At 59.6% G+C, this 13,670-nt stretch carries 15 protein-coding genes; 10 read left to right on the top strand and 5 right to left on the bottom strand.

All coding sequences use genetic code 11. The features are described 5' to 3' along the window. The first annotated feature begins 27 nt into the window (after window positions 1-27). From rsmI to gshB, 3 genes are all read left to right on the top strand, one after another. Complete coding sequence (rsmI, locus tag KUW67_RS10915) at window positions 28-888, top strand: 16S rRNA (cytidine(1402)-2'-O)-methyltransferase (protein WP_224825338.1); 861 nt, start codon at window positions 28-30, stop codon at window positions 886-888. Beyond that, on the top strand, window positions 885-1,247 hold the full coding sequence (locus KUW67_RS10910; RefSeq protein WP_224825337.1) for a YraN family protein: 363 nt from the start codon (window positions 885-887) through the stop codon (window positions 1,245-1,247). The genes rsmI and KUW67_RS10910 overlap by 4 nt, the downstream gene beginning before the upstream one ends. A gap of 63 nt (window positions 1,248-1,310) precedes the next feature. Next, window positions 1,311-2,258, top strand: coding sequence for a glutathione synthase (gene gshB / locus KUW67_RS10905; protein ID WP_224825336.1), 948 nt, complete (start codon window positions 1,311-1,313; stop codon window positions 2,256-2,258). Here gshB and KUW67_RS10900 read toward each other — a convergent pair. From KUW67_RS10900 to cobU, 4 genes are read right to left on the bottom strand one after another with little or no spacing between them, the layout of a single operon-like run. Then, window positions 2,255-3,769 carry a YifB family Mg chelatase-like AAA ATPase gene (locus KUW67_RS10900; protein WP_224825335.1) on the bottom strand — a complete coding sequence of 505 codons (1,515 nt, stop codon included), beginning with the start codon at window positions 3,767-3,769 and terminating at the stop codon, window positions 2,255-2,257. The genes gshB and KUW67_RS10900 overlap by 4 nt on opposite strands. A gap of 46 nt (window positions 3,770-3,815) precedes the next feature. Further along, window positions 3,816-4,715 (bottom strand): glutathione S-transferase, encoded by a 900-nt coding sequence (locus KUW67_RS10895; protein WP_224825334.1) that lies wholly within the window; start codon window positions 4,713-4,715, stop codon window positions 3,816-3,818. Between the two features lie 33 nt (window positions 4,716-4,748). After that, complete coding sequence (locus tag KUW67_RS10890; protein ID WP_224825333.1) at window positions 4,749-5,315, bottom strand: histidine phosphatase family protein; 567 nt, start codon at window positions 5,313-5,315, stop codon at window positions 4,749-4,751. Next, a complete protein-coding gene (gene cobU, locus KUW67_RS10885; protein WP_224825332.1) occupies window positions 5,312-5,863 on the bottom strand; it encodes a bifunctional adenosylcobinamide kinase/adenosylcobinamide-phosphate guanylyltransferase in 552 nt (183 codons plus the stop codon). Before cobU ends, KUW67_RS10890 begins: the two co-directional genes overlap by 4 nt. A gap of 65 nt (window positions 5,864-5,928) precedes the next feature. Between cobU and KUW67_RS10880 the strand changes: the two genes are divergently transcribed. From KUW67_RS10880 to ubiG, 7 genes are all read left to right on the top strand, one after another. Beyond that, a complete protein-coding gene (locus KUW67_RS10880; RefSeq protein WP_224825331.1) occupies window positions 5,929-6,807 on the top strand; it encodes an RNA polymerase factor sigma-32 in 879 nt (292 codons plus the stop codon). Then, complete coding sequence (locus tag KUW67_RS10875) at window positions 6,791-7,579, top strand: ChaN family lipoprotein (protein WP_224825330.1); 789 nt, start codon at window positions 6,791-6,793, stop codon at window positions 7,577-7,579. Before KUW67_RS10880 ends, KUW67_RS10875 begins: the two co-directional genes overlap by 17 nt. Before the next feature lie 64 nt (window positions 7,580-7,643). Further along, the gene (gene coaBC / locus KUW67_RS10870; protein WP_224825329.1) at window positions 7,644-8,837 is read left to right on the top strand and encodes a bifunctional phosphopantothenoylcysteine decarboxylase/phosphopantothenate--cysteine ligase CoaBC; all 1,194 of its coding nucleotides are present in this window, start codon (window positions 7,644-7,646) and stop codon (window positions 8,835-8,837) included. After that, window positions 8,834-9,301 carry a dUTP diphosphatase gene (gene dut / locus KUW67_RS10865; protein WP_224825328.1) on the top strand — a complete coding sequence of 156 codons (468 nt, stop codon included), beginning with the start codon at window positions 8,834-8,836 and terminating at the stop codon, window positions 9,299-9,301. The genes coaBC and dut overlap by 4 nt, the downstream gene beginning before the upstream one ends. A gap of 16 nt (window positions 9,302-9,317) precedes the next feature. Further along, window positions 9,318-10,361 (top strand): HesA/MoeB/ThiF family protein, encoded by a 1,044-nt coding sequence (locus KUW67_RS10860; RefSeq protein ID WP_224825327.1) that lies wholly within the window; start codon window positions 9,318-9,320, stop codon window positions 10,359-10,361. 49 nt (window positions 10,362-10,410) lie between these two features. Next, window positions 10,411-12,438, top strand: coding sequence for a M3 family metallopeptidase (locus tag KUW67_RS10855; RefSeq protein WP_224825326.1), 2,028 nt, complete (start codon window positions 10,411-10,413; stop codon window positions 12,436-12,438). An 18-nt stretch (window positions 12,439-12,456) separates the two neighbouring features. Beyond that, complete coding sequence (gene ubiG / locus KUW67_RS10850; protein WP_224825325.1) at window positions 12,457-13,161, top strand: bifunctional 2-polyprenyl-6-hydroxyphenol methylase/3-demethylubiquinol 3-O-methyltransferase UbiG; 705 nt, start codon at window positions 12,457-12,459, stop codon at window positions 13,159-13,161. Here ubiG and KUW67_RS10845 read toward each other — a convergent pair. Next, window positions 13,158-13,655: an SH3 domain-containing protein gene (locus tag KUW67_RS10845; RefSeq protein WP_224825324.1), complete on the bottom strand. Its 498-nt coding sequence runs from the start codon at window positions 13,653-13,655 to the stop codon at window positions 13,158-13,160. The genes ubiG and KUW67_RS10845 overlap by 4 nt on opposite strands. Between the last annotated feature and the right edge of the window lie 15 nt (window positions 13,656-13,670).

Raw genomic sequence — 13,670 nt, 5'->3', positions numbered from 1 at the left:
TAAACGCCTCAACCAAGGGGTCTAGGCTTGAATCACCGCATCGTGCCATTATCCGCCGGTCTCACCTTCGTGGCGACCCCTATCGGCACGGCCCGAGATATCACGCTCAGGGCGCTTGATGTGCTGGCCTCTGCCGATATTCTGGCCGCCGAAGACACGCGGACCTTGCGAAAACTGATGGAAATTCATGGCGTTCCGCTAGGGGATCGTCAGGTCGTGGCGTATCACGAACACAGCACGCCTGCTGTGCGCGACCGGCTGGTCGCAGAAATGCGCGCGGGCAAATCCTTGGCCTACGCATCTGAGGCGGGAACGCCTTTGGTGGCCGATCCGGGCTATCAATTGGCCCGTTCTGCAATCGAGGCGGGTATTGCCGTCGACAGCACACCCGGCCCATCCGCTATTTTGGCGGCTTTGACCGTTGCAGGGCTGCCAAGCGACCGGTTCTTTTTTGCGGGCTTTGCGCCCTCTGCCAAAACACAGCGCCAGACATGGTTGTCGGAGCTACGCGAAATCAGCGGGACATTGGTGCTTTACGAAAGTCCCAAACGTCTCAACGCCTTGTTAACCGACGCGTGCGATACCCTTGGGCAGGATCGGCAGGCCGTGATATGCCGTGAGTTGACGAAGAAGTTTCAGGAAGTGGCGCGGGGCAGCCTTGGAACTTTGTCCGACGCATTCGCAACGCGTCGTATCAAAGGTGAAGTTGTCGTGTTGATTGATCGACCCGGCACGGTTGAAACGGATGAGAAAGATATAGAGGCAGCTTTGAAAGACGCATTGAAAACCCATTCAGTGAAAGACGCTGCGACCGTTGTTGCGGGTGCATTGTCGGTTCCGCGTCGTGAGGTGTATCAAATGGCGCTCGCGATGGGGAAATCCTCGTGAGCGGGGCTGTTGCATATCACAGCGGTCTGGCTGCGGAACATGCGGTCATGCGTCAATACGGGGCGGCAGGCTGTGCGGCTTTGGCGGAACGCTGGCGCGGTGCGGGCGGTGAGATCGATTTGATCCTGCGCGATCCCCAAAACGGTGGTGTCATCTTTGTCGAAGTGAAAAAGGCGCGTGATTTTGCGGCTGCGGCTGCTCGCGTCTCCGGGCGGCAGATCGGTCGCATCATGGCTTCCGCCGCACAATTTTTGGGCACCCAGCCTAACGGGCAGGATACCGATGCCCGGTTTGACGTCGCCCTTGTTAATGACAGCGGGGCTGTCGAAATCCTCGAAAACGCTTTCGGGCAGTTCTGACGCCATTGCACCTGCCGCAGTGCTGGGCCATGTAGGGGAACCGCTGCAAAGAAGGGCCGCTCGATGTCTGTCAAACCCCTTAAAGTCGCCTTCCAGATGGACCCGATTGACCGCGTCGACATCAATGCCGACAGTTCTTTTCGACTTGCTGAAGAAGCGCAGGCGCGCGGTCACAGCCTCTTTTATTATGCGCCTGACAAGCTGGCTTATGAGGCTGGCAAGATCACCGCGCGCGGTCATGATTTCACGGTAAAACGTGTCCAGGGCGATCATGTTGCATTGGGTGAAGAGCGATCCGTTGATCTGGCCGAGTTCGATGTTGTCTGGCTCCGTCAGGACCCGCCATTCGATATGTCCTACATCACGACAACCCATCTGCTGGACCGCGTGCACCCGGACACACTTGTTATGAATGACCCGTTTTGGGTGCGCAATTACCCTGAAAAACTGCTTGTGCTAGATTTTCCGGACCTTACGCCACCAACGACCATCGCCCGCGATCTGGAAACGCTTAAAGCATTCAAGGCCGAAAATCGCGACATGATCCTCAAGCCGCTTTACGGCAATGGCGGCGCAGGTGTTTTCCGCCTTGGCCCGGACGATCGTAACCTCGCCTCTCTGCATGAGCTTTTCACCGGCATCAATCGCGAGCCGCTGATTGCGCAGAAATTCCTGCCGGATGTCTCCAAGGGCGACAAGCGCATCATCCTTGTCGATGGCACCCCCGTCGGCGCGATCAACCGCGTTCCCGCCGCAGGTGAAACGCGCTCGAATATGCATGTGGGTGGCACGCCCGAAAAAGTTGGTCTGACGGCGCGCGAGCATGAAATTTGCGAAGCAATCGGGCCGACTTTGCGCGACCATGGACAAGTCTTTGTCGGTATCGACGTGATTGGCGATTACCTGACGGAGATTAATGTCACCTCCCCAACCGGCATTCAGGAGCTTGAGCGGTTTGACGGCATAAACGTGGCGGAAAAGATCTGGCAAGCCATTGAAGGCAAGCGCTAACTTTCGCGCGCCATGACAAGGCGGTAGCTGACGGCTTCAGCGATATGGGGGTGTCTGACATTCTCGACGCCATCCAGATCAGCGATGGTACGCGCGACCCGCAGCACACGGTGATAGCCGCGCGCCGACAGGCCAAAACGCTCTGCCACCTTGTTCAGAAAGGCACGCCCCTCGGCGTCTGGCGTGGCGATGTCGTTCAGCAAAGGCCCTTCCGCGTCGGCGTTCACGCGGGCGTTCGCGTTACCCTCGAAACGAGCAGTTTGGATCGCGCGCGCGGCTGCGACCCGGGTAGCAACCTCGGCCGAGGTATTGCCGGAAGGCGGCAGATCGAGATCCTGATAGCCAACGGGGGGAACTTCGACACGCAGGTCGAACCGGTCCATCAACGGACCAGAGATGCGACCAAGATAATCCTCGCCGCAGTGCGGAACGCGGGCGCAGGCGCGCGCGGGATCGCTGAGATAGCCGCATTTACAAGGGTTTGCCGCAGCGATCAGCATGAATTGGCAAGGGTAGCGGATGTGCGCGTTGGCGCGGGCGACCATGACCTCGCCGGTCTCGATGGGTTGGCGGAGGGTTTCCAGCACGGCGCGCGGAAACTCGGGAAACTCGTCCATGAAAAGAACGCCATTATGGGCGAGCGATATCTCCCCCGGTTTTGCCCCGCGCCCGCCGCCGACGATGGCCGCCATGGAGGCCGTATGATGCGGTTCGCGAAAGGGTCGCGCGCGGGAAATGCCGCCTTCATCCAGCAGCCCTGAAAGCGAGTGGATCATCGAGGTTTCCAAAGCCTCCACCGGTGCCAGCGGCGGTAGAATGCCCGGCACCCGTGCGGCCAGCATCGACTTTCCCGAACCGGGCGTGCCGACCATGAAAAGGTGATGGCGGCCTGCGGCTGCGATCTCCAACGCGCGTTTGGCGCGCTCTTGCCCTTTGACGTCGCGCAGGTCTTTACCCGATCCGGCCAACGCCACTTCGCCGGGCTCCGACGCGTCGATCACCCGCTCGCCGGTGAAGTGCCGCACGACGTCCAGCAAGGTGTGCGCTGCCGTGACTTTTGTCGCGCCGACCCAAGCGGCCTCGGCCCCACAGGCTTTCGGGCAAAGCAAACCGCGTTCCTGTTCCGCCGCGGCCATCGCTGCGGGCAGTGCGCCGATCACAGGCACCAACACCCCATCGAGCGCCAGTTCCCCCAAAGCGACACATCCTTCGACGTCTTCGCCGGGGATGATGTCAAGCGCGGCCAGAAGCGCCATCGCGATTGGCAAATCGAAATGCGAGCCCTCTTTTGGCAGGTCTGCAGGTGACAGGTTAACCGTGATCCGCTTGGAGGGGAGCGCGATTGACATGGCCGTCATCGCTGCGCGCACGCGTTCTCGCGCCTCCGAGACCGCTTTGTCCGGCAGGCCAACGATTGAAAAAGCGGGCAGCCCCGCAGTCACGGCGCATTGCACCTCGACCATCCGGGCTTCGACGCCCTCAAAGGCGACCGTGTAGGCGTGGGCGACCATGATATCTCCGTTAACCGCTGTTAGGGATGGTTAACGCAGAAGGTGTTTACGATTGGTAAATGGCCGTGAAGTCGGGCCAGGCTTCCGGGTCTTGAATCGTCTTGTCACGGCAGAAAGCGTTGCAAAAGCCGTAGACCTTCCCGCCGGTCTCCATGAAGTCCCTAACCGGATCGCCGGAATAGGGACAGGCGGAGTTTACCGATGGGCCGGTCTGGATTGGACGAGCCGGGATTGGTGTCGGACCGGGCCAAGGACGTGTCTCAAGCGGTTGCGTGTAGGGCATCGGCGCATAGCTGACCGTCGCCCCCATCGCACGCCATTGCCGGAAAAGCGGATCTGCCAGATGCGCATCGACATAGCTTTGAGCAGCCGCACTCACCGGCAAACCATAGCCGGCGATCCGTGCTGCGATCGGGGCGTAGAACACATCGGCCAAAGAGTATTTTCCGAACAGCCAAGGACCACCGGACCCGAATTTGGAACGTGCCTCGGACCAGAGTGTTTCAATCCGCGTGAGGTCGGATTTCACGGCGTCGCTGACCGGAAAATCCACCCAGCTCGTGCGTAAATTCATTGGGCAGGCCTCGCGCAATGCCCCGAAACCGGAGTGCATTTCCGCGGCGAGCCAGCGGGCCAAAACACGGGCGGACTGGTCTTTCGGCCAGAGCCCGGCATCGGGGTGACGTTCGTTCAGGGTCTCGGCCATGGCGAGGGTATCCTGGCTGACATCGCCCTCTGGCGTGCGCAGCACGGGGACCAGTCGGGCGGGCGCAAGATCGGCCAGATCATCGGCCATTGTGCCTGAATAAAGCCCGACAAGATGGGTGCGATGGGGCAGGTCAAACGCCTTGAGCATCAGCCAGCCGCGCATGGACCACGACGAAAAGCTGCGGTCTCCGATATAAAGATCATATGTCGTGGAATGAAGGTTAAGCGCCGGAAACACGCATCGCAAAGCGCGAAATTGTTGGATTTTGCATCACGGGCGGTGATTGATCGCGCCGATATGCCAGCTGTTGTCGAAGCTCAGATCGGTGACGGAGAGGTTGTCGATCTTGTTGGCAAATGCGTCATAGGCGCTGATCCCGAGGGCGCGTTGAACCTGCGTCAGGATCACCCCGAAATGACAGACGACGATGATGTCAGGGGCAGTTCCGATCAACCCGTCAATGACTGTGTTCACCCGCGTCTGCACATCGTGCCAGCTTTCGCCGCCGGGTGGGCGCACGTCGCCGGGTTGTTCCCAATAGGCACGGATCAGGTCGGGGCTTTCGGCTTCTACATCGGCGAAGCTGCGTTGCTCCCATGCGCCGAAATTGATCTCGCGCAGATCGCGGGTAGGGGGCAAGCGTGGACGCTGGTCCTGGATCGCATCAGCGGTTGCCGAGGCGCGGATCAAGTCAGAGGAAATCACGGGCGCGTCTGGCAGGTAGGTGCGCAAGCGTGCGAGGGCGCCTGTATCGCTCAAGTCGGCTGGAAGGTCTGACCAACCGACCATTGTCTTGGCATGTGTCGGCCCATGGCGAACCATCCAAAAGCGGCTCATGGGAGGCGGCCTTTCAGGACCATCGGAAGCCCGGCCATTACGGCGACGGCCAGATCAGCCCGTGCCGCGATCTTCTGGTTCAGGCGGCCCTGCGCCTCTCGAAACTCACGGGACAAGGCGTTGTCTGGCACGATGCCCTGACCCAGCTCATTCGTCACGACGACGATCTTTTGCGGAGCGGCGACAAGTGTCTCGACCAGTGCGTCCGAGGCCTCCTCCAATGGCGCCTCAGCCAGTAGCTGATTGGTTAACCAAAGCGTCGCGCAATCCAGCAAGATGGTTTCCGCATTGGTCATCTTCGTTAACGCCGCTGCAATATCGAGCGGTTCTTCTATGGTCAGCCACCCCGCGCCGCGCATCTTTTTGTGACGCTCAACCTTGGCTTCCATCTCGGCGTCCCAGATCTGCGCGGTTGCCAGATATCCACGCGCGCCACCATCCGCGATCACAAGATTTTCGGCGAAGGCGGACTTCCCGCTGGCTGCGCCTCCAATCACCAAAGACAAGGGCGGCAGCGATTTTTTTTCGTTTTGTTGTGATCCAACCACTTTGTCGCACCGTAACCCATTTAAACGCCACAAAACGTGGCTGCCATTTACCGGGGGGTCAACTCATGGCACTTGATGGTTACTCAGATCAATCCCTTTCCCGCCGCGCCATGCGCGCTGAACTTCTGGACGCCGAGACGGAATTGCGTCTCGCATATGCTTGGCGCGATGAACGCGACGAGGCAGCGCTGCACCGTTTGGTGACAGCCTATATGCGGCTGGCGATTTCGATGGCGTCCAAATTCAAACGCTATGGCGCGCCGATGAACGACCTGATTCAGGAAGCAGGTTTGGGCCTTATGAAGGCCGCAGACAAGTTTGACCCGGATCGCGGCGTACGCTTTTCGACTTATGCGGTCTGGTGGATCAAAGCCTCGATTCAGGATTACGTGATGCGCAATTGGTCGATGGTGCGCACTGGCTCCACATCTTCGCAGAAATCGCTCTTCTTCAACATGCGCCGCGTTCAGGCCCGTCTTGAGCGTGAAGCGGCCTCGGCCGGGGAGCGTTTGGACAAACACCAGATGCGCCAGATGATCGCGACCGAAGTGGGCGTTCCGCTTCACGATGTCGAGATGATGGAAGGCCGTTTGGCGGGTTCTGATTACTCGTTGAATGCGACGCAATCCACCGAAGACGAAGGTCGCGAATGGATTGATGCGCTTGAAGATGATGGGCCGCAGAGCTCTGATATCGTGGAAGATAACCATGATAACGACACGCTGCGCGAGTGGCTGCTTTCTGCACTGTCCTGCTTGAATGAACGCGAACGCTTCATCGTGCGAGAGCGTAAACTGCGTGACGAATCACGGACTTTGGAAAGTCTCGGCAACGAGCTGGGCCTCTCGAAAGAGCGCGTGCGTCAGCTGGAAGCGGCGGCCTTTGGAAAAATGCGCAAGAGCCTTGAGACGCAGTCGAAAGAAGTCTTTGAGTTCTTTAACTAATCTGATCGGCGCGGCGTTTTTTCTAGCCGCCGCGCCTGTCTTTGCGCTGGACCTGCCCGACGTCGATGTCGTCATTCTTGGTGAGGTTCACGACAACCCCATTCACCACATCAAACAAGCCGAAGCGGTCGCAGCGATTGCGCCATCGGCTGTCGTCTTCGAGATGCTGACGCCTGAACAGGCTGGGCGCGCGACGCCGGATAGTCGCACGGATTTGTCCACCTTGGAGGCCGCCATTGGCTGGAACGCGACGGGATGGCCGGATTTCGCGATGTATTATCCGATTTTTGAAGCGCTCGGCGACGAGGCAATCTACGGCGCGGCCTTACCCCGCGAGAGCGTGCGCGCCGCCATGACCGAAGGGGCAGCGGCTGTTTTCTCGGGCGAGCCGGCCATATTTGGGCTGTCGGATCCGCTGCCCGAGGCGCAGTTACAGGCGCGCAAGCAATTACAGGACGACGCTCATTGCAACGCAATGCCCGCTGAAATGCTGGGCGGTATGGTAGAAGCACAGCGCCTGCGCGACGCCGCATTTGCGCAGACCACATTGCAGGCGTTGCGTGACACAGGCGGGCCGGTGGTCGTCATCACGGGCCATGGTCACGCGCGCAAGGATTGGGGCATCCCGGCCAAGATCGCGCTGGCCGATCCAAAGGTGGATGTCTGGTCAGTTGGCTTTCTCGAAGCAACCCCGCCAAGTAGTGAACAGTTTGATTTCATTGAAATTACAGAGCCCGCACCCCGCGAAGACCCTTGTGCGGCATTTCGCTGAGAACCTTGCCACGCGCGCTGCTCTTGCCTAGAGCTTAGGCATTCGAACACCGAAAGGCGCGGCGATGTTGGCTGGCAAACATGTTCTTTTGATCGTCTCCGGCGGGATCGCGGCGTTCAAAGCGCTCGACCTGATCCGCCGGTTGCGCGAGCGATCTGTACAGGTGACCCCTGTCTTGACCCGCGCGGCAGAAGAATTTGTGACCCCGCTGTCCGTCTCAGCCCTTGCTGGCACGAAGGTTTACCGTGACCTCTTTGATCTGACCGATGAAGCCGAGATGGGCCATATCGAGCTGTCGCGCGCCGCCGACTTGGTCGTCGTGGCTCCGGCCACGGCTGATCTGATGGCCAAAATGGCGTCTGGATTGGCGAATGATCTGGCCTCGACCCTGCTTTTGGCAACCGACAAACGTGTCCTGATCGCGCCAGCGATGAACGTCCGCATGTGGGAGCACCCCGCGACACAGCGCAATCTGACGACCTTGCAAGGTGACGGCATCCTGACGGTCGGTCCGAATGATGGCGATATGGCCTGTGGCGAGTTCGGCCCCGGACGCATGAGCGAACCACTTGAAATTGTTGAAGCTATCAGTGCCGCACTTGGGGACGGACCGTTGAAAGGTCGCCGCATCCTAGTCACGTCGGGCCCAACTCACGAGCCGATTGATCCGGTGCGCTACATCGCGAACCGCTCGTCTGGTGCGCAAGGCACAGCGATTGCAGAGGCGCTTGTCGCGCTGGGTGCAGAGGTGCAGTTCATCACTGGCCCTGCCAGCGCGCCGATGCCGCGTGGAGCGCAGATCGTTAAGGTTAACTCTGCACGCGAGATGAAAGATGCGGTGGACGCTGCACTGCCAGCCGAGGTTGCAATTTTCGCCGCTGCCGTGGCCGATTGGCATGTGGCAGGTGCGTCGGACAGCAAGATCAAGAAAGACAAAGACGGTCTGCCGACGCTCCAATTTGCCGAAAACCCGGACATTCTGGCGGGTGTGTCGCAGATGAAGAAAGGGCGGCCCAAGCTGGTGGTCGGCTTTGCAGCAGAGACTGATGATGTCATCGCCAACGCCACCTCGAAGCGTCAGCGAAAGGGCTGCGACTGGATCGTGGCGAATGATGTCTCGCCTGAAACGGGCATCATGGGGGGGGCTGAAAATGACGTCACGCTGATCCATGGGGATGGATCGGAAGACTGGCCACGGATGAGCAAAACCGCAGTTGCACAACGTCTGGCGGCACGCATCGCAGAGGCGTTAAAATGACGCCAACTCTGAAATTTCAATGGGTTGAGGGGGCGGATACCACGCTTGGCTTGCCCTCATACGAGACAGCAGGTGCCGCTGGTGCCGACCTGCGCGCCAATCTTGAAGCGGATGCGCGGGCAGCTGGCCATATGCTGCAGCCCGGCGCGCGGCTGCTCATCCAGACCGGCCTTCGTGTCGCGATCCCGGCTGGGTTTGAGGTGCAGATTCGCCCGCGCTCGGGCCTTGCGCTGAAGCACGGGATCACCTTGCCCAACAGCCCCGGCACAATCGACAGCGACTATCGTGGCCCCCTTGGCGTCATCGTGATGAATGCCGGGCAGGAGGCGTTCACGATCACGCACGGCATGCGCATTGCACAAATGGTGGTCGCCCCGGTGGTGCAAGCTAAGTTCGAACTTGCCGAGGCATTGCAAAGCACAGAACGCGGGGCATCGGGGTTCGGATCCACGGGAACGCATTAACTATGATTTCAGTCCTATGATTGTCGTTTTCACCATGGCGATCACGCTTTGGGTGATCGGTCATTTCATGCGCGCACCGCATCAGGCGCGATGGATCATGATCGGCCTGCTTTATGTTGGCGTGATGATCATTCAGGTGGCGTTGCCCGACGGACACCCTTTGCGCGAAGCGACAGGATATAGCCCCCAGCTTTGGCTGCTGATCGGTGCGGCTGTCGGCGTGGCGCTGCTTTACAAGCGTGGCCTCATGGCGATCCGGGCGCGCACAAATCCGGTCAGCGCGGACCCTGAACCGACCAAGCCCGGCACCTTCGGCACGGTCGAGTTGGAGCGTTACGCCCGCCATATCGTTCTGCGCGAAATTGGCGGTCCGGGCCAAAAACGTCTGAAAACGGCCCGTGTTCTTGTGATCGGAGCCGGGGGGCTGGGCTCTCCGGCGTTGATGTATCTGGGGGCGGCGGGGATCGGTACAATCGGTGTGATTGACGATGATGTGGTCGACAACTCGAACCTGCAACGGCAGGTCATCCATCGCGATGCCGATATCGGCACGCCAAAAGTCTTCAGCGCCGAAGCCAAGATCAAAGCGCAAAACCCCTTTGCCGACGTACGCCCTTATCATCGCCGTTTGACCGAAGAGATCGCGAAGGATCTGATCGCGGATTATGACATCATCCTTGATGGATCGGACAATTTCGACACGCGTTATCTGGTTAATCGGGTGTGCGCCGCGCTTGGTAAGCCTTTGATATCAGGCGCGTTAAGTCAATGGGAAGGCCAGTTGAGCGTTTTCGACCCGCAGCATTCCGGCCCCTGCTATCAATGCATTTTCCCCCAAGCTCCTGCTGATGGATTGGCCCCAAGCTGCGCCGAAGCTGGCGTGATTGGCCCCTTGCCTGGCGTGGTCGGCGCGATGATGGCGATGGAGACGATCAAGCTGGCCACCGATGCGGGCGCACCTTTGCGTGGCGAGATGCTGATCTATGATGCGCTCTATGGTGAGACCCGCAAGATCGCGCTGAAAAAGAGGCGGGATTGCCCGGTTTGTGGCACCGGCTGAATGGACAACACCCCATGGCGCGCCTACCTATTTGGGAAAGGAGACGCCCATGACCAACCCGCTGCTCGCCGACTGGACCACCCCGTTTCAGATGCCGCCCTTTGCCGAGGTCGAAGACGCTCATTTTGAGCCAGCTTTCGATAAAGCGCTTGCCGAAGCGCGGGTTGAGATTGATGCGATTGCCGATCAGGCCGAAACTCCGACCTTCACCAACACGATTGAAGCTCTTGAAAAGGCCGGTAGAAAGCTCGATCAAGTGCTGACCGTTTTCTACACGGTTGCTGGTGTCGACAGCAACGAAACGCGCGAAGGATTGATGCGGACATTCTCGCCGCAACTGGCTGCGTTCTCAACGGATGTGACGCTGAATGCCGCGCTTTTTGATCGCATCAACGCACTTTGGGAGAGCAAGGATAGCCTTGATCTGACCGAAGAACAGGCCCGTGTTCTTTACCTCAAGCACCGCAATTTTGTCCGCGCGGGGGCGGCTCTGCAAGGGGCGGACCGCGAGCGGTTGAAAGAGATTAACACCCAGCTGTCTCAGCTTGGTACGCAGTTTTCCCAGAACCTTCTGGCGGATGAGCGCAATTGGTTCATGGAGCTTGAGATGGGCGATCTGGACGGTTTGCCCGATTTCTTGCGCTCGGCTGCGAAATCCGCAGGGGAAGAGAAAGACGTTCAAGGGCATGTCATCACACTGTCGCGGTCGCTTATCGTGCCGTTCCTGCAATTCTCCTCCCGTCGCGATCTGCGGGAAAAAGCCTATGAGGCCTGGACGTCCCGCGGGGCGATGGGCGGTGAGACGGACAACCGCGATCTGACACGTCAGATGCTTGAATTGCGTCACGAGCAGGCGCAGCTTTTGGGCTACGAGAACTACGCCACCTATCGCCTTGAAACCGAGATGGCGAAGACCCCGGAGCGGGTGCGCGAGCTGTTGATGAACGTCTGGAAACCCGCTAAGGCGCAGGCCGATGCTGATGCATGGGTCCTCAAACAGATGATGCAAAGCGATGGCGTGAACGGCGATCTGGAGCCGTGGGATTGGCGTTATTACTCCGAACAACGGCGCAAGCAGGATCACGATCTGGATGAGGCGATCTTGAAGCCCTATCTGCAGCTCGACCGGATGATCGAGGCGGCGTTTGATTGCGCCTCGCGCCTTTTCGGGCTGGAGTTTTCATCCGTTGATGTGCCGCTTTACAACGCCGATTGCCGCGCCTGGGAAGTCAGCCGCGATGGCGAGCATGTCGCGATTTTCGTGGGCGACTATTTTGCCCGTAGTGGTAAGCGCTCCGGTGCGTGGTGTTCCGCGATACGGGCGCAACAAAGGCTCGAAGGTAACATCCGCCCCATCGTCGTAAATGTGTGTAATTTTGCGAAACCGCCCAAAGATCAGCCCGCTTTACTGTCGTATGATGATGCGAGGACATTGTTTCACGAGTTTGGACATGCGCTGCACCAGATGCTCAGCGATGTCACTTACGAGATGGTCAGCGGCACATCCGTCCCGCGCGATTTTGTCGAACTGCCCAGCCAGCTTTACGAGCACTGGCTCGAAGTGCCAGAGGTGTTGGCGCAATTCGCGACCCATGCCGAAACCGGCGAACCGATGCCGCGCGACATGCTGGAGCGTCTGCTGAAAGCCGCCAATTACGACATGGGGTTTCAGACGGTGGAATATGTTGCCTCCGCCCTCGTGGATCTGGAGTTTCACGATGGCCCCGCCCCGCAAGACACGATGGCCAAACAGGCCGAGGTGCTGGACAGCATCGGAATGCCCCCCGCGATCAGGATGCGCCATGCCACCCCGCATTTTGCCCATGTGTTCTCGGGCGGGGGCTATGCGAGCGCCTATTACAGCTACATGTGGTCTGAGGTGATGGATGCCGACGCCTTCGCCGCGTTCGAAGAAGCGGGCGGTCCGTTTGATGCTCAGATGGCAAAAAAACTGGAAGACACGATCCTGTCGACAGGCGGCTCCCAGGACCCAGAGGCGCTTTATACAGCGTTCCGGGGGCGGTTGCCGGGGGTGGATGCGTTGCTGAAAGGGCGTGGCCTCGACACGGCGGCCTAGGCCGCTAGGTCTTGCGGCATGAACATGCAACGCAACGATCTGACGATCTATAACACTGTGGCCGCTGACTGGTGGTCGGACGAAATCCGTTGGGTGCGCACCCTCAAGAACATGGTGCCAGGTCGCTTGTCATATTTCGATAAGTTCATGGATTGGGATGGGAAAACCGTCCTAGACCTTGGCTGTGCAGGTGGTTTCATGGCGGAGGCTTTGGCCGAGCGTGGCGCGCAGGTCACGGGCATTGATCCCGCCGCCGATGCGATTGCCGCAGCGCAAGTTCATGCGCAGCAGTCGGGCCATGACATCCGGTATGATGTCGGCGTGGGCGAAGCGCTGCCATACCAAGACAGCAGCTTCGACGCGGTTGTCTGCGTCGATGTGCTGGAGCATGTCAGCGATCTGCAAAAGGTTCTGCATGAAACCGCTCGAGTGCTGAAACCGGGCGGAATGTTGTTGTTCGACACGATCAATCGCAACCCGATTGCGCGGCTTGCGGTGATCACGATGGCTGAGAACATCCTGGGACTACTACCCAAAGGCACCCATGATCCGGAGATGTTCATCAAGCCGTCCGAGCTGAAAGCGGCCCTTGCCGAGGCCGGTTTCGAGGTTGGCGCGTTGACCGGGCTTGGCCCGCGCGGCATCAACAAACGGCTTGATTTCACATTCGGGCGGTTGCCCGGTACAGCGATCATCTACATGGGCACGGCGCGTAAGGCCTAGTCGCGCAGCTCGTCCTGAGCGACACCCCAAAGCTTGGATTTGTCGGCCCAGCCGCGATGGCCGCCTGCGGTCACCCGGCACCACGTTTCGTTACACGGGCCCAGCCGCGCCACGACGCCCAACTCCAGTTGCGCGACAACAGACGCTTCCGGCTCAGGTTTGCTGCGGATTTGCAGCAAGTCCTCATCCACGATCACAGTGCGCGTGCCCGATAGCAGAGAGTAATGTACCCAGCCACCTGCACCGTCACGGTCCTGCACCCGCCGCCAATGGCCATGCTCGGCGGTGATGCGCAGCGGCATATCGCGGTGTTTGAAGACCCAATCGATACGGTGGGTCAGCGATGGGCCGCGCCGCACATTCCCTTCCGAGGCTTTCAACGACACATAGCGCGGGATCGGCAGATTCGTCACAGGGCCGCGCTCGGACGCGACAGCCTGTGCGCCGATCACGCACAGCACAGCGAATGCCACACATTTTCCCAGTGTTTTCATACCAACCGCTCGTTT

The sequence above is a fragment of the Cognatishimia sp. MH4019 genome (assembly GCF_020177595.1).
In the GTDB taxonomy this organism is placed as follows: domain Bacteria; phylum Pseudomonadota; class Alphaproteobacteria; order Rhodobacterales; family Rhodobacteraceae; genus JAHTBL01.
Note: the sequence above shows the minus strand (reverse complement) of the source record. Positions and strands in the feature narration are given on the sequence as shown.

Excerpts from the sequence above, each read along its gene's own strand:
- gshB (WP_224825336.1), top strand. The coding sequence starts at position 1,311 with ATGTCTGTCAAACCCCTTAAAGTCGCCTTCCAGATGGACCCGATTGAC.
- dut (WP_224825328.1), top strand. The coding sequence starts at position 8,834 with ATGACGCCAACTCTGAAATTTCAATGGGTTGAGGGGGCGGATACCACG.
- KUW67_RS10845 (WP_224825324.1), bottom strand. The coding sequence starts at position 13,655 with ATGAAAACACTGGGAAAATGTGTGGCATTCGCTGTGCTGTGCGTGATC.
- KUW67_RS10880 (WP_224825331.1), top strand. The coding sequence starts at position 5,929 with ATGGCACTTGATGGTTACTCAGATCAATCCCTTTCCCGCCGCGCCATG.
- coaBC (WP_224825329.1), top strand. The coding sequence starts at position 7,644 with ATGTTGGCTGGCAAACATGTTCTTTTGATCGTCTCCGGCGGGATCGCG.
- KUW67_RS10890 (WP_224825333.1), bottom strand. The coding sequence starts at position 5,315 with ATGAGCCGCTTTTGGATGGTTCGCCATGGGCCGACACATGCCAAGACA.
- KUW67_RS10855 (WP_224825326.1), top strand. The coding sequence starts at position 10,411 with ATGACCAACCCGCTGCTCGCCGACTGGACCACCCCGTTTCAGATGCCG.
- ubiG (WP_224825325.1), top strand. The coding sequence starts at position 12,457 with ATGAACATGCAACGCAACGATCTGACGATCTATAACACTGTGGCCGCT.
- KUW67_RS10860 (WP_224825327.1), top strand. The coding sequence starts at position 9,318 with ATGATTGTCGTTTTCACCATGGCGATCACGCTTTGGGTGATCGGTCAT.
- KUW67_RS10900 (WP_224825335.1), bottom strand. The coding sequence starts at position 3,769 with ATGGTCGCCCACGCCTACACGGTCGCCTTTGAGGGCGTCGAAGCCCGG.